General features: G+C 72.4%; 14 protein-coding genes. 13 read left to right on the top strand and 1 reads right to left on the bottom strand.

Annotation, left to right across the window (positions count from 1 at the left end; genetic code table 11):
- Positions 1 to 62: 62 nt before the first annotated feature.
- The 10 genes from OG259_RS06430 (at position 63) to OG259_RS06385 (ending at position 13,008) form a co-directional block, all read left to right on the top strand.
- Positions 63 to 1,823 (top strand): histidinol-phosphate transaminase, encoded by a 1,761-nt coding sequence (locus tag OG259_RS06430; RefSeq protein ID WP_328941320.1) that lies wholly within the window; start codon positions 63 to 65, stop codon positions 1,821 to 1,823.
- Positions 1,823 to 2,623 (top strand): phosphatidate cytidylyltransferase, encoded by an 801-nt coding sequence (locus OG259_RS06425; RefSeq protein WP_443051923.1) that lies wholly within the window; start codon positions 1,823 to 1,825, stop codon positions 2,621 to 2,623. The genes OG259_RS06430 and OG259_RS06425 overlap by 1 nt, the downstream gene beginning before the upstream one ends.
- 136 nt (positions 2,624 to 2,759) lie before the next feature.
- A complete protein-coding gene (arfA, locus tag OG259_RS06420) occupies positions 2,760 to 4,274 on the top strand; it encodes an arabinosylfuranosidase ArfA (protein ID WP_328941318.1) in 1,515 nt (504 codons plus the stop codon).
- Between the two features lie 163 nt (positions 4,275 to 4,437).
- Complete coding sequence (locus OG259_RS06415; RefSeq protein ID WP_328941317.1) at positions 4,438 to 5,721, top strand: ABC transporter substrate-binding protein; 1,284 nt, start codon at positions 4,438 to 4,440, stop codon at positions 5,719 to 5,721.
- Entirely contained in the window at positions 5,721 to 6,743 is a 1,023-nt protein-coding gene (locus tag OG259_RS06410) for a carbohydrate ABC transporter permease (RefSeq protein ID WP_443051922.1), read from the top strand. The genes OG259_RS06415 and OG259_RS06410 overlap by 1 nt, the downstream gene beginning before the upstream one ends.
- A complete protein-coding gene (locus tag OG259_RS06405) occupies positions 6,740 to 7,609 on the top strand; it encodes a carbohydrate ABC transporter permease (RefSeq protein WP_328941315.1) in 870 nt (289 codons plus the stop codon). Before OG259_RS06410 ends, OG259_RS06405 begins: the two co-directional genes overlap by 4 nt.
- Before the next feature lie 14 nt (positions 7,610 to 7,623).
- Positions 7,624 to 8,196, top strand: coding sequence for a hypothetical protein (locus tag OG259_RS06400; RefSeq protein WP_328941314.1), 573 nt, complete (start codon positions 7,624 to 7,626; stop codon positions 8,194 to 8,196).
- 262 nt (positions 8,197 to 8,458) lie between these two features.
- On the top strand, positions 8,459 to 11,191 hold the full coding sequence (locus tag OG259_RS06395; protein WP_328941313.1) for an exo-rhamnogalacturonan lyase family protein: 2,733 nt from the start codon (positions 8,459 to 8,461) through the stop codon (positions 11,189 to 11,191).
- 17 nt (positions 11,192 to 11,208) lie between these two features.
- Entirely contained in the window at positions 11,209 to 12,300 is a 1,092-nt protein-coding gene (locus OG259_RS06390; protein ID WP_328941312.1) for a rhamnogalacturonan acetylesterase, read from the top strand.
- 108 nt (positions 12,301 to 12,408) lie between these two features.
- Positions 12,409 to 13,008 (top strand): DUF4328 domain-containing protein, encoded by a 600-nt coding sequence (locus OG259_RS06385; RefSeq protein ID WP_328941311.1) that lies wholly within the window; start codon positions 12,409 to 12,411, stop codon positions 13,006 to 13,008.
- Between the two features lie 42 nt (positions 13,009 to 13,050).
- Here OG259_RS06385 and OG259_RS06380 read toward each other — a convergent pair whose 3' ends face one another.
- Complete coding sequence (locus OG259_RS06380) at positions 13,051 to 15,942, bottom strand: glycoside hydrolase family 2 TIM barrel-domain containing protein (protein WP_328941310.1); 2,892 nt, start codon at positions 15,940 to 15,942, stop codon at positions 13,051 to 13,053.
- 237 nt (positions 15,943 to 16,179) lie between these two features.
- On the opposite strand from OG259_RS06380, the gene OG259_RS06375 reads away from it, so the two are divergent.
- Genes OG259_RS06375 through OG259_RS06365 form a run of 3 tightly spaced genes read left to right on the top strand, consistent with a single transcriptional unit; the run spans position 16,180 to position 18,465 of the window.
- Positions 16,180 to 17,274, top strand: coding sequence for a LacI family DNA-binding transcriptional regulator (locus OG259_RS06375; RefSeq protein WP_328941309.1), 1,095 nt, complete (start codon positions 16,180 to 16,182; stop codon positions 17,272 to 17,274).
- Positions 17,255 to 17,794, top strand: a complete 540-nt coding sequence (locus tag OG259_RS06370; RefSeq protein ID WP_328941308.1) for a SigE family RNA polymerase sigma factor — start codon at positions 17,255 to 17,257, stop codon at positions 17,792 to 17,794. The genes OG259_RS06375 and OG259_RS06370 overlap by 20 nt, the downstream gene beginning before the upstream one ends.
- Positions 17,794 to 18,465 carry a hypothetical protein gene (locus OG259_RS06365; RefSeq protein WP_328941307.1) on the top strand — a complete coding sequence of 224 codons (672 nt, stop codon included), beginning with the start codon at positions 17,794 to 17,796 and terminating at the stop codon, positions 18,463 to 18,465. The genes OG259_RS06370 and OG259_RS06365 overlap by 1 nt, the downstream gene beginning before the upstream one ends.
- Positions 18,466 to 18,544 lie beyond the last annotated feature (79 nt).

Here is an 18,544-nt window from a genome sequence, read left to right as displayed (position 1 = left end):
CCTCGTCGCCCGTGATCTTCCAGACTGAGGCGCGAACGCCGGACCGCCTCAGGGGGAGACTCATGGACCACGCTCTGCAGCTGCGCGCCGCCACGCCTCGCGATCACGACTGGATCCACGAGCTGCGCCATCGTGTGTACGCCGAGGAGCTGGGACAGCATCCGGTGGACCCGTCCGGCCGGCTGAGCGACGGACTCGACGGCGACAACGTCTATCTCGTGGCCGCGCGCGGGGAGACGCGGATCGGCTTCGTCAGCCTCACCCCGCCCTGGGTGGGCCGCTACTCCCTCGACAAGTACCTGACGCGGGAGGAGCTGCCGCTCCTGACGGAGGAGGAGCCGTTCGAGATCCGCGTCCTGACCGTCGAGGAGCGCTGGCGTTCCACCGCGGCCGCACCGCTCCTCATGTACGCGGCGCTGCGCTGGGTCGCCGCGCGAGGTGGCCGCCAGGTGGTGGCGATGGGCCGCACGGAGCTGCTCGACATGTACCTCGCCGCCGGGCTCATGCCGGTGGGGCGGACGGTCCGCTCGGGACCCGTGTCGTTCGAGGTGCTGAGCGGTTCCGTGGCCGAGCTGACGCGAACGGTCGCGGAGCGCCACGGCCGGAAGCTGGAACGGCTGCGCGCGGACGTCGACTGGGAGCTGGACGTGCCGTTCGCGCCGCGCGCCGACGGCTGTGAGCACGGCGGTGCCTTCTTCTCGGCGATCGGGACGGACTTCCGAACCTTGACACGACGTCATGAGGTGGTAGCCGCCGATGTGTTGGACGCCTGGTTCGCACCGGCCCCGGCGGTCCGCGAGGTCCTCGCGGAGGACCCGGGGTGGACGGCGCGGACCTCGCCGCCGACCGGCGCGGAAGGGCTGCTGGCGGAGCTCGCCGGGGTCCGCGGGCTGCCGTCGGAGTCACTGGTCGTCGGCGCGGGCTCGTCCGACCTGATCTTCCGGGCCTTCGGACGGTGGCTGACGCCGGGGAGCCGCGTGCTCCTGCTGGATCCGAGCTACGGCGAGTACGCCCATGTCACCGAGCGGGTGATCGGCTGCCGGGTCGACCGGCTCCGGCTGCGCCGGGAGGACGGCTGGCTGCTCGACCCGGCCCGGCTGGCCGCCGCGACCCGGAGCGGACGGTACGACCTCGTGGTGGTGGTCAATCCGAACAACCCGACCGGCCGCCACGCCCCCGCCGACGCACTGCGCGCCGTGATCGAGGCCTCGCCCGCGCGCACCCGGTGGTGGATCGACGAGGCGTACCTGGGCTACGTCGATGCGGCGGACTCGCTGGCCGGGCTCGCCGCGGTCGACCCCCGGGTCGTGGTCTGCACCTCGCTGTCGAAGATGTACGCGCTGTCGGGGATGCGGGCCGCGTATCTGGTGGCGGACCCGGACACGGCCGCGGAGCTGCGCCGATGGACGCCGCCCTGGCCCGTCAGCCTGCCGGCCCAGCTGGCCGCCGTGACGGCGCTGCGCGACCCCGCGTACTACGCGGAGCGCTGGGCGCGCACCGCCGTGCTGCGCCGGGGGCTGGCCGCCGGGCTCGCGGGGCTCGACGGACTGTCCTCGGTCGACGAGGGGATCGCCAACTTCCTCACGGTCACCCTGCCGCCTGACGGGCCGAGCGCGGCGCGGCTGGTGCGCGAGTGCCGCCGCCACGACGTGTATCTGCGGGACCTGTCGCCGATGTCCCCGTCGTACGAGGGGCGGACCTTCCGTGTCGCCGTCCGCGACACGGCGGAGAACGCGCGGATCGTGGCGGCGTGCCGGAGCGCCCTGGACGTGCTGCGCACGCCGGTGGGGTCGGGGGCGCCGGACGGGCGGGTCTCCCTGTGATGACGGTCGCCGGTCTCGTGCCCTATCTCGGCGGGGCACTGGCGGTCGGGGGAGTCGCGGTGGCGGCGACCCGGCGGCGTGAGCTGATGGTCCGCTGGTGCGTGTGGATGCTCGGAGTGCCGCTGGTCACCGCGGCGTTCTGGCTCGGCCCGCCGGGGATCGCGGCGCTCGCGGCCGTGGTCGGGGTGGTCGCGGTGGCGGAGTTCGGCGGGCTGCTGCGGCTGGGCCCGGTGGACCGGGCGGTGCTCGGCGCGGCCGTCACCGCGCTTGTCCTGACCGCCTGGCTGGCGCCCGGCGAGGTGCTCAGGGTGGCGGCGGTCGGGGCGCTCGCGATCGCCGGGGCGCCCCTGCTGTCGGGTGACGCGGAGCACGGGCTCCGTCGCCTGGGGGCGGGCCTGTTGGGGCTCGTGTGGCTGGGCGCCCTGGCCGGTCTGGTGCCGGCCGGCCCCCTCGGTCTCGTTCTGTTCGTGGCCGTGTCGATCGCCGACATCGTGGCGTACGCGGCGGGTCGCCGTCTCGGCGGCCCCCGGCTCTCCCCGCTGTCGCCCGCCAAGCGGTGGAGCGGCACGCTCGCCGGGGCGGCCGCCGGTCTCTGCGCGCTCGCCGTGCTGTCGTCCCTGACGTGGCAGACGGCGGTGGCCGTGGCGGTCGGCGGCCCGCTCGGGGACCTGCTCGAATCGATGGTCAAGCGGGGTGCCCGCGTGAAGGACGCCGGCCGCTGGCTGGCCGGCTCCGGCGGTCTGCTGGACCGGATCGACTCCCTCCTCGTCGCCCTGGCGGTGCTGCTGGTCCTGAGCTGAGCCATGGGGGACCGGTGGCAGTCGCACGCGCGCGTGCGGTGGCCGGAGGCGGTCCATTGACGCGGGAAGTCCCTCCTCCTACCTTCTCGTTCGGACACACGGCCACTGGTCGATATTTCGAACGAAAGGGACGCGCATGTCAGTCACGGAACCCGCCGCCCGCTTCACCCTCGACCCCGACTTCACCGTCGGCCCCGTCGACCCGCGCCTCTTCGGCTCCTTCGTCGAGCACCTCGGGCGCTGCGTCTACACCGGCGTCCACGAGCCCGGCCATCCCATCGCCGACGAGGACGGACTGCGCACCGACGTCCTGGAACTCGTCCGCGAACTGGGCGTCACCGCGATCCGGTACCCCGGCGGCAACTTCGTCTCCGGATACCGCTGGGAGGACGGCGTCGGCCCGGTCGAGGAGCGCCCGCGCCGACTCGACGTCGCCTGGCGGTCCACCGAGACCAACCGCTTCGGCCTGAGCGAGTTCATCGCCTTCCTGCGGAAGGTCGGCCCGCAGGCCGAGCCGATGATGGCGCTCAACCTCGGCACCCGGGGAATCACCGAGGCGATGGACCTCGTCGAGTACGCCAACCACCCCGGCGGCACCGAGCTTTCGGACCGCCGCATCGCCCACGGCGACAAGGACCCCTTCGGCATCCGCCTCTGGTGCCTGGGCAACGAGATGGACGGCACCTGGCAGACCGGACAGAAGACCGCCGAGGAGTACGGCAGGCTCGCCGCGCAGACCGCGCGCGCCCTGCGCCAGATCGACCCCGACCTCGAACTCGTCGCCTGCGGCAGCTCGGCGCGCGGCCTGCCGACCTTCGCCGCCTGGGAGGCCACCGTCCTCGCGGAGACGTACGAGGTCGTCGACCACGTCTCGCTGCACGCCTACTACGAGGAGGTGGACGGCGACCGCGACTCCTTCCTCGCCTCCGCCGTCGAGATGGAGGCCTTCATCGAGGAGGTCGTCGCCACCTGCGACCACGTCGGCGCCCGGCTGAAGTCGTCGAAGAGGCTCACCCTCTCCTTCGACGAGTGGAACGTCTGGTACCAGCGCCGGCCCCATCCGCATCCCGTGCGGGACTGGCAGGAGGCCCCGCGCCTCCTGGAGGACGTCTACACCGTCACCGACGCCGTCGTGTTCGGCACCCTCCTGATCGCCCTGCTGCGCCACGCCGACCGGGTCGCGGTGGCCTGTCTCGCCCAACTGGTCAACGTGATCGCCCCGATCATGACCGAGCCCGGCGGCCCCGCCTGGCGCCAGACCACCTTCTTCCCCTTCGCGCAGGCCTCCCGGTACGGCCGGGGGGCCGTCCTCGACGTGCGCGTGGACTCGCCCACGTATCCCACGGAGCGGTACGGGGACGTACCGCTGCTGCACGCCACGGCCGTACGGGACGAGGACGGTGGTGTCACCGTCTTCGCGGTCAACCGTGGCCGGAACGCGCCCCTGACGCTGGAGGTCGCCCTGCGCGGTCTCGACCTGGGCCGGGTCGTCGAGCACAGCGCGCTCGCCGACGCGGACCCGGAGGCGGCCAACACGCTCGACGAGCCCGAGCGGGTCACGCCGCACGCGGTGGAGGGCGCGACGCTGGCGGACGGGACGCTGCGGGCGGTCCTGGAACCGATGTCCTGGAACGTCATCAGGCTGGCCTGAGAGGCTCGCTGTTGAATCCTTTCAGCCTGATCGCCCGAGGCCGTGTTTCGAAGCGCTTCGAAAGATCCTGTCCGAAGCGTTGACGTGGCTGGCGGGCGAACCTACTTTGTCCCAGCAAGCGCTTTCCTGAAACGTTCTAATCACACGCGCGGGAGGACGAACTGTGCGTACTCAAAGCACTGTCGACCGTCGGAATCTGCTGAAGTTCGCGGGCGGGTCACTGGCGGCTCTCGGCCTGACCGCCGCGGGGTGCGGCACCGGCTCCGGATCCGGGGACGGCACCGTCACCATCCGGTACGCCTGGTGGGGCTCCGACGACCGGGCCAAGCGGATCAACCAGACGATCGCCCTCTTCGAGAAGAAGTACCCGAAGATCAAGGTCAAGACCGACTTCCAGCCGTACGCCGACTTCTGGAAGAAGTTCAACACCCAGGCCTCGGGCGGCAACGCGCCCGACGTCTTCCAGAACGCCATCGGATTCCTGCGCAAGTACGACGCGAAGAACGTCCTGCTCGACCTGCGCGAGCAGGCCGAGCAGGGCAACCTCCGCCTCGACGGCTTCCGGGCCGGACTGGAGAAGTTCGGCGAGGTCGACGGCAAGCTCCTCGGCGTACCCGTCGGCAGCAACTCGATGGCCCTGGTCGTCGACCAGACCGTCTTCGGCAAGGCCGGCGTCGCCCCCAAGGCCGGCTGGACCTGGGACGAGTACCACGCCGCCCTCGCCAAGATCCGCGACACCCAGGGCCGCGCCGGAGACGCGGGCCCCTACGGGATCATGTACCTGTACGACCTCTACCTGCGCCAGCACGGCAAGGCCTTCTTCAGCACCTCCGGACTCGGCTTCACCGAGGCGGATCTGACGGACTGGTGGACCAAGGCCCACCAGGGCGTCGAGTCCGGCATCTACGCCGACCCGAAGCGGACCATCCAGGCCAAGCCCAAGTCGGCGGTCACCGCCGAACTCGCCGCCTGCGAGTTCACCTGGGACAACTTCACCGTCCGCTACGCCTCCGAGGGCAAGAGCCAGTACGGGCTCGCCCCCATCCCGACCACGGACGGCCGCAAGACCGGCCAGTACCTCGGCTCGCTCATGCTCAGCGGCTCCCGGCGCACCGAGCACCCCAAGGAAGTCGCCCAGTTCATCGACTTCATGGTCCACGACCCCGAGGTCGGGAAGATCATGGGCTACGACCGTGGCGTCCCGGCCACCACCGCCCAGTACGAGGCGTACGTGCCGACCGACGCGGTCGGCAAGCAGATCGCCGCGTACGAGAAGCAGCTGGTCGAGTCCCGCGTCCTGGAACCGATCACCCCGCACCCGGCGGGCGCCGACGTCACCGAGGCCGCGTTCCTGCGGCTCGGCGAGGAGATGTCCCTGGGCACCCGGCCCGTCCCGGACGCGGTGAAGCAGTTCTTCACCGAGGCGAAGACGGCGCTCGCCCCCTGATGGACGCCGCCGTGACCTCCGTACCGACCCCCGCGCCGGCGACCCCGCCGGACGTGACGACCGCACCCGCGGACGCCACGTCCGGAGGGGACCGCCCGCGCCGGACGCCGGGCCGCGCCGGACAGTGCGACCGGGCCCGCCGCGAGAACCTCGCCGGCTATCTCTTCATGTCCCCCTGGATCGCCGGCTTCCTCCTGCTCACCGCGGGGCCCATGGTCGCCTCGCTCTACTTCGCCTTCACCGACTACAACCTCTTCGACGCCCCGAAGCGGATCGGCTTCGACAACTTCACCGAGATGTTCGGCGACCCCCGCTGGCGCACCTCCGTCGAAGTGACCAGCTGGTACGTGGTGATCGGCACCCCGCTCAAGCTGGCCGCGGCACTCGGCGTGGCGCTGCTGCTCAACCAGAGCCGCCGCGGGCAGGGCTTCTACCGGGCCGCGTTCTACGCGCCCTCGCTCGTCGGGGCCAGCGTCTCCATCGCCATCGTCTGGCGGGCGCTGTTCTCCGACGGCGCCGCGATCGACCGCGGGCAGCAGTTCCTCGGCATGGAGGCCGGCGGCTGGATCGGCGACCCCGACCGGATCATCTACAGCCTCGTCGCGCTCACGGTCTGGCAGTTCGGCGCCCCCATGGTCATCTTCCTGGCCGGACTCAAGCAGGTGCCGCGCGAACTGTACGAGGCGGCGGAGGTCGACGGCGCCGGCCCGCTGCGGAGGTTCTGGAGCATCACCCTGCCGATGATCTCCCCGGTCCTCTTCTTCAACGTGCTCCTGGAGACCATCCACTCCTTCCAGATCTTCGGGTCCGCCTACATCATCGGCAGCCAGGGCAACGCCTGCGGACCGGCCGACGGCACCCTCGTCTACACCTGCTACCTCTACATCCAGGGCTTCGAGAACAGCCGGATGGGACTGGCCTCCGCGATGGCCTGGATGCTGCTGCTCGCCGTCGCCCTCGTCACGGCGTTCCTTTTCTGGTCCCAGCGGCGCTGGGTGCACTACGAGGAGGGGGCCCGATGAGCCTCACACGCACAGCCCCGCGCCCCGCCAGGACGCGGACGGCCGGCTCGCTCGTCTGGCACCTCGGCGCCCTCGCCGTCCTCGCCGTCATCCTCTACCCCGTGGTGTGGGTCATCGGCGGCTCCTTCAAGCCGAACGACGAGATCGTCGGCAGCCTCGCCCTCTTCCCCACCGACCCCCTCACCGACAACTACCGGCGCCTCGCCGACGGAATCGCCGACATCCCCATCACCACCTTCTTCGGCAACTCCCTCTTCCTGGCCGCCGGTTCGGTCATCGGCGTGGTCCTCTCCAGCTCGCTCGCTGCCTACGCCTTCGCCAAGGTCCGCTTCGCCGGGCGCGGACTGCTCTTCACCGCGATGATCGGCACGCTGCTTCTGCCGTACCACGTGCTGCTCATCCCGCAGTACGTGCTGTTCCAGAAGCTCGAACTCATCAACACCTACACGCCGTTGCTGCTCGGCAAGTACCTGGCCACGGACGCCTTCTTCGTCTTCCTGATGCTCCAGTTCATGCGCGGGCTGCCGAAGGAACTGGACGAGGCGGCACGGCTCGACGGTTGCGGGCACCTGCGCACGTACTGGTCGATCGTGCTGCCGCTGTGCCGGCCCGCGCTCATCACCAGCGCGATCTTCACGTTCATCAACGCCTGGAACGACTTCATGGGGCCGCTGATCTACCTCAACGAACCCGAGAAGTACACGGTCTCGCTCGGCCTCAAGATGTTCGTCGACCAGGACGGCGTCGCCAACTACGGCGGCATGATCGCGATGTCGCTCGTGGCGCTGCTCCCGGTGGTCGCGTTCTTCCTCGCCTTCCAGCGGTACCTCATCGACGGCATGGCCACGTCGGGCCTCAAGGGCTGAGGGGCGGTGCCGAGATGAGAGCCCGGTTCCTGGCACGGTTCGCCGTCTTCGCCGAATGCCTGCTCGTCGGGGTGTGGATCGCCGTCGCCGCGCTGCCCCTCGTCACCCTCCCGGCGGCCCTCGCGGCCGGCGCCGCGCACCTGCGGCGCTGGACCGGCGACGAGGAGACCGGACTGCGGTACTTCACCGCCGACCTCCGCGCGGCCCTGCGGGGCGGGGGCTGGTCGGCGGGTCTCGGCTACGGGACCGCGCTCGCCCTGGTGGGTGTCGACCTCGCGTTCGTACGGGCGCTGCCCGTGCCCGGCGGGCGGTTGGCCGGGGCCCTCGCGATCCTCGCGGCGCTCTGGCTGACGGTCACCCTCCTCCGGGCGGCCACGGCCTGGCGCCCGGACCTGCGCTGGCGCACCCTGCTGGGCCCCGCCGCCCGCCGCGCACTGCGCGACCCGGCGGGCTCCCTCCTCGTCGTCTGCGGCCTGGCGGTGATCGCCGCCTCGGCCTGGTTCTCCGCCCCCCTGGCCCTACCGGCCCTCGGCATCCTCGTCGCCTCGACCCTGGCGGCGGAGCAGCGCCGCCCCTTGCCGGGCTGACCCATACTCCCGGGGTCCTGGGCGTGCCCGGACGGTGCCCCTTGCCGGGCCTAGGCTCCCGCCCCCTGGCCCGCACCACGAGTGCACCGCGCCTGGTGGTGCGGGCAGGTGCAGGGGGCTGAGGCGCCGCCAGAGCGCGCCGTCCCGTGTGCCCACCCGTCCCGCCCCAGCGGGACGGGTGGGCACACGGGGTGGGCCCGGTTACCCGTACCCCTCCCGCTTCCGCAGGCATGCCCTCGGCATGCCCATGAAAGGAGTTCCCGTGTCTGCCCTACCTCGCCGCTCCCTCCTCAAGGCCGCCGCCGTGGCCGGAGCCGCCGCACAGTTCAGCTGGGTGCTCGGGCGCGGGGACGCCCGGGCGGCCGCGCCCGCCGAGACCCCGGCGGCCGACCGGCCCGCGACCGTCACCTGGCTGGAGCCCGGTGGGCTCGGTGCCGCTGCCGGATCGACCTTCGGCGTCGCCTGGCCCAAGGGCGTCCACCCCGGCGACCGGGCCTTCGCGCTCACCGCCGCCGACGGCGCCGACGTCCCCGTGCAGACCTGGACCACTGCCCGCTGGCCCGACGGCTCCCTCAAGTGGACCGCGCACGCCGTCGGACCCGAGGCCGCCGGGGCCGAGCGGTTCACCCTCGCGCCCGGGACCCCGGCGACCGCCGCGAAGACCGTCACCGTGACCGAGACCGGTCGCCGGATCACCGTCGACACCGGCACCGTCCGGGCCGTCGTCTCCAAGGACGGCGGGAAGCTCGTCGAGTCCGTCACCCGCGACGGCGTGAAGGTCGCCACCGACGGCCGGCTCGTCCTGCTCCGCCAGAGCGACCTCGACGACGGCGACCACGGCAACGCCAAGTGGGACCGGTTCGACGGCGAGATCTCCGGCGCCGTCGTCGAACAGGGCGGCCCCGTCAGGGCCGTGGTCCGCATCGACGGCAAGCACCGCAAGGGGAGCCGGAGTTGGCTGCCGTTCTCGGTGCGTCTCTACTTCTACGCGGGCTCCGATTCCTTCCGCATGGTCCACACCATCACCTACGACGGCGACCAGCAGAAGGACTTCATCCGCGGCCTCGGTGTCCGCTTCACCGTGCCCATGCGGGACGCCGCGTACGACCGCCACGTCCGCATCGCCGGTGAGGGCGCCGGGTTCCTCACCGAGGCCGTCCAGGGGATCACCGGCCTGCGCCGCGACCCCGGCGCCGCCGTCCGCACCGCCCAGGTCAAGGGTGAGAAGCTGCCCGACCCGGCTTCCTGGGACCAGCGCGTCACCACCCGCATGCAGTACGTCCCCACCTGGGGCGACTACACCCTCGCCCAGCTCTCCGCCGACGGCTTCAGCCTCCGCAAGCGCACCAAGCCCGGCCACGGCTGGATCCCGGCCGGCGGCGGCCGGCGCGCGAGCGGCTTCGGCTATGTCGGCGGCGTGACCGGCGGACTCTCCTTCGGGATGCGGGACTTCTGGCAGAAGCACCCCGCCCAGCTCGACATCCGGGGCGCGGCCGGCGACGCCGCCGAGGTCACCCTCTGGCTCTGGTCGCCCGAGGCCCAGCCCATGGACCTGCGCTTCTACCACGACGGCATGGGGCAGGACACCTTCCCCGAGCAGCTCGAAGGCCTCAACATCACGTATGAGGACCACGAGCCCGGCTTCGGTACCCCCTACGGCATCGCCCGCACCAGTGAGCTGATGTTCTGGGCCAACGCCGCCACCCCCACCGCCGCGACGCTCGTCGCCCAGGCGGCCGCCGTCCGTACCCCGCCGCAGCTCGCCGCCAGCCCCGAAGACCTGGTCCGCGCGCGGGTGTTCGGCGGGCTGTTCTCGCCCGTCGACCGTTCCACCCCGGCGAAGGCGACGATCGAGGACCGCCTCGACTACCTCTTCACCTACTACAAGGACCAGGTGGAGCAGCGCCGTTGGTACGGCTTCTGGGACTACGGCGACATCATGCACACCTACGACGAGGACCGGCACCAGTGGCGGTACGACGTCGGCGGCTACGCCTGGGACAACTCCGAGCTCTCGCCCGACCTGTGGCTCTGGTACGCGTACCTGCGCTCCGGCCGCTCCGACGTCTTCCGCTTCGCCGAGGCCATGACCCGCCACACCGGCGAGGTCGACGTCTACCACCTCGGCAAGTGGGCGGGCCTCGGCACCCGCCACGGCGTCCAGCACTTCGCCGACAGCGCGAAGCAGCAGCGCATCTCCACCGCCGTCTACCGTCGTCCCTACTACTTCCTCACCGCCGACGAACGCGTCGGCGACCTCATGCACGACCTGGTCGACTCCGACGAGACCTTCCTCGTCCTCGATCCCATCCGCAAGATCCGCACCGAGCCCTACACCCCCGACCGCCACGCCCTCTCCATCGGCTTCGGCACCGACTGGAGCGGTCTCGCCGCCGCCTGGCTCACCGAGTGGGAGCGCGGCGGCCCCAAGGCGGCGAAGGCCGAAGCCCGGTTGCGCTCCACCATGGAGACCATCGCCGCCCAGCCCAACGGCTTCGTCCAGGGCACCGGCCTCTACGACCTCGACACCGGCCGCTTCGCGATCGCCGACAAGCCCGTCGTCGGCGTCTCCCACCTCTCCGCGATGTTCGGCCTGGTGGAGATGTGCGCCGAGCTCATCGACCTCGTCGACCAGCCGAAGTTCAAGGAGGCCTGGCTCGACTACTGCCGCTACTTCAACGCCTCCAAGACCGAACAGGCCGCCCGCTACGGCCAGAACTTCGGCACCCTCCTCCTCTTCCAGGGCCACTCGCGTCAGGACGCCTACGCCGCCGCCCAGTCGAACGACGCCAAGCTCGCCCAGCGCGCCTGGGCCAAATTCGACAGGAGCGACGGATACACCGCCGCCATGGTCTGGGACAAGACGCCGGTCCAGGGCTCCGCCGCCCTCGAACCGGGCTACGAGCACCTGTGGATCAGCACCAACACCACGGCTCTCTACGGCCTGGCCGCCATCCAGAACCTCGCCCTCGTCGGCGACCACCTGCCCAAGTGACCACCGGAGGCCACACGATGAGGAAGAGAGCGCTGCTCGCCGCCGCGGCGACCCTGCTCGGCACCCTGGCCGGCGCACCCGCCGCCCACGCCGCCCCCGCCCACGGCTCCTACGGCTCCTACGGCCAGGGGCTCGACCACTGCACCACCGTCACGACCTCGGACAACGTCTCGGACACCGCGTCCCTCGCCTGCCACTTCGACGTCCCGCCCGGCACGTACGACGTCACCGTGACCCTCGGCGGCGACTCCGCCGGATCCACCGCCGTCAGCGGCGAGACCCGGCGCGCCCTGCTCGCCGAGACCACCACCGCGGCCGGACAGCGCGTCCGGCGCTCGTTCACCGTGGACGTACGCGACCCGGAGGGCGAACCCACCGGACCGGCCGGAAGCCCCGGACTCGACCTGGTCCTCGGCGGCTCCGCACCCCGCGTCACCGCGCTGCGGGTCACCCCCGCCCGTGCGGCCCGCCGGCTCTTCCGCGTCGGTGACTCGACGGTCTGCGACCAGCCGGGCGACCCTTACACCGGCTGGGGCCAGGTCCTCCCCGCCCATCTGAAGCGGGGGATCGCGGTCGCCAACCACGCCGACTCCGGGGAGAGCACCGTCACCTTCCTGGAGAACCCGGCCCTCTTCGAACGGGTCGAGGCCGCGATCCGGCCCGGCGACCCCGTCCTGATCCAGCTCGCCCACAACGACAAGCAGACGGACGCCGCCACCTACCGCGCGAACCTCACCACCCTGGTCGAGCGGGTACGAGCGCGGGGCGGCGAACCCGTCCTCGTCACTCCGGTCGTCCGCCGCTGGTTCAACGCCGACGGTACCCTGAACAACGCCATCGCCCTGCTCGTGAACGGCCTCGGCGTGGACCACCCCGCAGAGATCCGCGCCCTCGCCGCGACCCTCGGCACCCCGCTGATCGACCTCACCGCCCTCACCAGGGCGCGGGTCGAGGAGCTGGGCCCCGAGGCATCCAAGGCGCTCTATCTGACGACGGAGAAGCGGGACAACACCCACACCTCGGTGCGCGGGGCCACGGAGTACGCGGCCCTCGTCGCGGCGGAACTGCGGGCCCGTGGAATCGTCCCGGGGCGGCTGCTCCGCCGGTAGGGCCGCCGCTCTTGGACGCCCTGGCCGAAACGCATCTACTATGCCGGTGATCATCGCCGCCGTGCCCCTGCGCGGCGGCGTCACCGTATCCCGGGGGGGAAACGTTTCATGGATGCGTACAACGTGCCGGTCGGACCGGCCGCCGTGAGGGGCCCGCGCTTCAGATTCCGCAATCCGGTCGGACCGGCGCTCGTCGTCCAGTCGCTGATCGCCACCCAGGCCCTAGCCGACGTGTACATCATCGCGACCGGCGGCAAGGACTCACCCTGGCTCGCCGAGGACATGGTCCCGTTCCCGGCCGTGCTCCAGGTGGCGTGCTGGATCGCGTTCCTCTTCTGGTTCGTCCGCGTCCGCGCCAACGCCGAGGTCCTCGCCCCGGGCAGTCACAAGCACACGGTGGGCTTCGCCATCGGCGCCTGGGCCATCCCGCTCGCCATGTGGTGGATGCCGCGCCGCATCACCCTCGACATCCACCGGGCCGGCGGCCCGCCTCGCGACGCGTGGCTCATCAACGCCTGGTGGTTCGTCTGGCTCGTCGACGGCCCCTTCTCGGTCGCCTTCCACCTCGGGGTCCTCGACCAGACGGACTACCGCAACCCGGTCGACCAGGGTCTCAACATCCTGTGCGCGATCCTCGCGATCGCGGTCGTCCGCCGGGTGACCGCCGCCCAGCCCGCCGGCCCCCTGCCGTACTTCAACATGACCTGAGCCCCGGCCCCCTGGGGGACCGGGGGACCGGGGACGAGACGGTCAGCCGAGCGGGGTGAAGGAGAGGGAGAAGGCGGCCGGGGCCGCGTCGAGCCGGTACTCCGGCAGTACCCCCGGTCCGCAGGACTGGGAGCCGATGCCGTGCTGGGCGTGGTCCAGGTGCAGCCACAGCGTGTCGCCCGGGACCAGCTCGCCGCGGTGGGCGGCCGCGTCCAGCTGCTCGGTGGTCCAGCGGCGGGCGGTGAACGCGAACGCGGGGTCGCCCTCCACCCGTACGCCCTCCGTCGGGGAGGTCAGCTCCACCCACCGCGTGTCGATCCGTGCCCCGTTCTCCTGCGGTCGCAGGTACGGGGTCTGGAGCGCGTCCACGGTCGCCTCCCAGCGGCCGAGCCGCGCCGCCGCCCGGGTGTCGGGGTACGCCTCGCCCGGCCCCGCCCCGTACCAGTCGACCCGGTCCAGGGCGGCCGGCAGACCGAGCCTCACCCCGAGCCGGGGCAGCGGCACCCGCCACTCGCCCTCCGGGACCACCTCGACCGCGAGCCGCAGCACGGTGCCGTCCGAGGTCCAGCGGTACGTGGTGCGGAGCCCTACGTCCGACGCACCCGATGCGACCCGCGACCGTACGGTCAACCCCTCGGCGTCCAGCAGGACTTCGTCCGTGCGGTGCCGCATCCGGTGCAGGCCGAGCTCGCGCCAGAGCGGCCCGTGGCGCTCGTCCGGCTGCCAGGGCGCGCCGTCGTCGTTGTCCGTCGGCGCCCGCCATACGTCGAGGCGCGGGCCTGCGGTGACGGGGAGGGAACCGAGTGCCGACAGCACACCGGTCCGGGCGTCGAAGACGCCGGGACCGAGCGTGATCCGGTCCGAGGTGCGAGACGGGTGGGCGCGGGTCGGGGGAGCCGGGCGGACGGGCGCGGAGACCTGGATCTGTCCCCAGGCGACCTCGTGCCCGGCGGGCGCCCACGCGGTGTCCGCCGCGAGCAACGCCCGTACCGTCCACAGGGTTTCCGCCCCTTCGCGATGCGCGGGCGGTACGGGAAGGTCGACCCGGGCGCTCGCCCCGGCGGCGAGCGCGGGCACCTCCAGGGGGCCGGTGGCGAGCGTCTCGCCGTCGGCGAGGAAGGACCAGGTGAAGGCGAGATGCGCGAGGTCGGCGACGTCATGGCCGTTGGTCACCAGGGCCGCGCCGGGTCCTCCGTCGGCGATGCGGACCGGCTCGACGACCTTCTTGTACTCCAGGAGTCCCGGCGACGGCGTCCGGTCGGGGAACAGCAGTCCGTCACAGACGAAGTTCCCGTCGTGCAGTTCCTCCCCGAAGTCGCCGCCGTAGCCGTACCCGTGGACCGGATGGACGAGGCCGTGGTCGATCCACTCCCAGACGAAGCCGCCCTGGCAGCGCTCGTACGTCTCGAAGAGCCGTTGGTAGTCGGCGAGTCCACCGGGGCCGTTGCCCATCGCGTGCGCGTACTCGCAGAGGATGAAGGGGAGTTGCGCGCGGGCGGCGGGTCCCCGGTCGGCGCGGCGGCCGATCTCGTCGACCTCGGCGTGCGGCGGATACATCCGCGAGTAGACGTCGGTGTCCGCGCAGGAACGGTCGCCCTCGTAGTGGACCAGGCGGGACGGGTCCCGGTCGCGGATCCACCGCGCCATCGCGGTGAGCCCCGCCCCGGTGCCGCACTCGTTGCCCAGCGACCACATCACCACCGACGGGTGGTTCTTGTCCCGCTCGACCAGGCGGGCCGCCCGGTCGAGCAGTGCCGGGGTCCAGCGGGCGTCGTCGACCGGATTGCCCCGCCAGGCGAAGTCCTCGAAGCCGTGGGTCTCCAGGTCGCCCTCGTCGATCACCCAGAGCCCGTACGTGTCGCAGAGGTCGAGGAAGGCGGGGTGCGGCGGGTAGTGGGAGGTGCGGACGGCGTTGATGTTGTGCCGCTTCATCAGCTCGACGTCCTCCCGCATGGTCGCGAGGTCCAGGCTGCGCCCGCGCTCCGGGTGGAACTCGTGCCGGTTAACGCCCCGGAAGAGGACCCGGCGCCCGTTCACCGTCATCACTCCGTTCTCGACGGCCACCGTCCGGAACCCGACGCGCAGCGCGACCCGCTCCCCACCGGCCGCGAGCTCGGCCTCGTACAGGCGGGGGACCTCGGCGCACCACGGCTCGACCGCGACCGTGACCGCCTCCCCGGTCGCGAGGTCGAGCCCGAGCTCCGGCACCGTGACCCGGCCCGCCACGTCGCCCTCGCACTCCACCCGCAGGGTGCCGGTGCCGGTGACGTGGTCGTACGAGGCATGGACGAAGAAGTCGCGGGGGGCGCCCTCCGGCCGGTGCAGCAGCGTCACGTCACGGAAGACGCCGGGCAGCCACCACTGGTCCTGGTCCTCCAGGTAGGAGCCGGAGGACCACTGGTGGACGCGGAGGGCTAGGACGTTGTCCCGGGCCTTCAGGAGGTGGCCGACGGCGAACTCGTGGGCGAGCCGCGAGCCCTTGAACTCGCCCAGCTCCGTGCCGTTGAGCCAGACCCGTGCACAGGACTCGACCCCGTCGAGGCGCAGGACCGCCCCACCGGACGCGGGCCAGTCTGCGGGCAGGTCGAAGCGGCGCAGATGGTCACCGGTCGGGTTCTCCGTGGGGACGCGGGGCGGGTCGACGGGGAAGGGGTAGCGGACATTGGTGTAGGCGGGTCCGCCGTACTCCCCGGGCGCCTCGCTCCCCTTGCCCTGGAGCACCCAGTGGCCCGGCACCGCGACCGTCCCCCAGTCGCTCGCGTCGTACTCGGGAGCCGCGAAGGCCTGGTCCTCGGCGTCTGCGGTGGGGGAGAGGCGGAACGCCCAATCGCCGTTCAGGGAGAGGGCGGGGGCGTCCGAGCGGGCGTACCAGGCACGGGGCGGGAGCGTGCCTCGGCCGGGGGAGACGTCTTCGTACCAGGGCAGGGCGGACATGGTCCTCCTGTCGGAGAGAGGGAGAGAAAGGGAAGATCAGTGGCTGTGAAAGCGCTTGCTGTCCCGTGTCCATCCCATCGCGCGGCACGCCCCCGCACAACCCCGCCCGGGCATCGGACCCTTGGACTCTTCGCGACCCGCCTGGACAGCTCGACGAGCGGCCGCTTAGGGTCGGGGTCCGAATCATCGACGGGCGCCGTGCGCCCGGAACACCGGGAACACCCGAGGAGCGCGCACGTGGTCACCCTCGCCGATGTCGCCCGCCACGCCGGGGTGTCGGCCAGCACCGTCAGCTACGTGCTCAGCGGCAAACGCTCCATATCCGCCCCCACCCGCGAGCGGATCCAGCACAGCATCGACACCCTCGGCTACCGGCCGCACGCCGGCGCCCGCGCGCTCGCCAGCAGCCGCACCGACATCCTCGCCCTGATGATGCCGCTGCGCACCGGCCTCTACGTGCCGGTCATGATGGAGATCGCGATGGCCGTCACCACCACGGCCCGCTCCCACGGCTACGACGTGCTCCTGCTCACCGGCGAGGAAGGCCCCGAAGCCGTCCGCCGCGTCGAGGGCAGCGCCATCGCCGACGCCATGATCGTCATGGACGTCGGACTCGACGACCCGCGGCTCCCCTGCCTTCAGGAGGCCGAACGGCCCGCCGTCCTCATAGGGCTCCCCACCGAATCCGCGGAAGCCGCCGACACCGCCGGACTCGACTGCGTCGACCTCGACTTCGAGGCCGCCGGCGCGCGCTGCGTCGAGCACCTCGCCGGACTCGGCCACACCCGCGTCGCCGTACTCGGCGAACCGCCCGCCGTCTACGAGCGGGGTACGGGCTTCGCCGCCCGCACCCTCACCGGACTGCGCGCCGCCGCCGACACCCACGGCGTCGGTCTGCTCCACCGGCCCGTCGACGGCACCTACGCGGCCGTCGCCGCCGCCGTCACCCGCGTCTTCGAGGAGCGCCCCGGCACCACGGCCCTCGTCGTCCAGAACGAGGCGGCCGTCGAACCGCTGCTCGCGCTCCTGCGTCACCAGGGCCGCGCCGTGCCCGAGGACGTCTCCGTCGTCGCCATCTGCCCCGACCAGGTCGCCGTTCACGCCTCCGTGCCGCTCACCGCCGTCTCCGTGCCCGCCCAGGAGATGGGCCGGCTCGCCGTGGAACGGCTCGTCGCGCGACTCGCCGGGGAGGAACCCAGGGGCACGGAGCTGATCCCGCCCCTGCTGACCGCCCGCGCCAGCACCGGACCGGCCGCCACCCTCGGCTCCCCGTCCCCTTCCGCGTCCCCCGCCGCCTCGACCGAGGACCGTCGTGGTCTCCGCAGACGCTGAGGCCGACGGGAGCGCGGCGGAGTTCCGGGCCTTCTTCGAGCGCCACTACGCCGAACTCGCCCGTCTCGCCCATCTGCTGACGGGTGAGACCGACGCCGCCGACGACCTCGCCGCCGACGCGATGCTCGCCCTCTGGCACCGCTGGGACCGGGTCCGCGCCGCCGATCATCCCGCCGCCTACGCCCGCGGCGTCGTCACCAACCTCGTCCGCACCCGGATCCGTGGCACCGTCCGAGAGCGGCGCCGCATCGCCGCCTTCTGGGACCGGCGCCCCGACCACACCGAGGACCCGGACGTGCCCGCCGTCGTCGACGTGCGGACGGCGCTGCGCGCCCTGCCCTTCCGCAAGCGGGCCTGCGTCGTCCTTCGGCACGCCTTCGACCTCTCCGAACGCGACACCGCACTCGCGCTCGGCGTCTCGGTCGGTACGGTCAAGAGCCAGACCGCCAAGGGCATGGCCGAACTCCAGCGGCTGCTCGGCCCCCACGCCGTCACCGAACTCGCCACCGGGAGGCGCTGATGGACGAGACACGGCTCCGCCACGAGCTGCGGGAGGCGGCACTCGCGCACCGGCCCGACCACGCCCGCATGCTCGCCCGGGTGGAACGCGGCCTGGCCGCGCCCGCCCCGGCGACCCGTCCGGTCCGGCCCGCGAGCCGCTGGACCGGGCGCCGCTGGGCGGGGGTCGTGGCCGTCGCGGCGGCCGTCGCGGGAGTCGTCGGCCTCGGCGGGCTCGCGGCGACCACGCTGAACGACCGTCCCGCCACGCCCGCCACCGTGCTCCCCGCGCCCGGCCCGAGCGCCCGGGCGACCGCGACGATCGACCCCGGCAGCAACCGCTGGTGGGCGCAGAACGATCTCGGCCTGACGACCGACACCCCCGTCACCGGCCTCACCGTCGAGCTGCGGATCGTCCGCACCCCCGGCGTCGTGAGCACGGGCCACTGGCGCACCCGCCCCGCCGAGGACTTCACCGCGACGGTGACCGAGGAGGGCCGGGAGCTGGTCTACCGGTGGACGCTCAAGCCGGGCCGCACGGTCCCGCCGGGCCCCCATGTCTTCGCCGGCCAGTACAACCACGCCGAGGGGGTGCGGGACGCCTCGGCCGACACGTACACCGCGGTCCTGACGGGCGCGGACGGCGGCCGCACCACCCTGGACGGCGACTTCGGCGCGACGACGGCGAAGTGACGGCACACGGGCCGCACGATCCGCCCCGCGACATCTTCTTGAAACGTTTCGAACATCCGGCAACCCCCACCCCTTCAGC

This window comes from Streptomyces sp. NBC_00250, from assembly GCF_036192275.1.
Lineage (GTDB): Bacteria > Actinomycetota > Actinomycetes > Streptomycetales > Streptomycetaceae > Streptomyces.
This window is presented reverse-complemented; position numbering and strand designations above follow the sequence as displayed.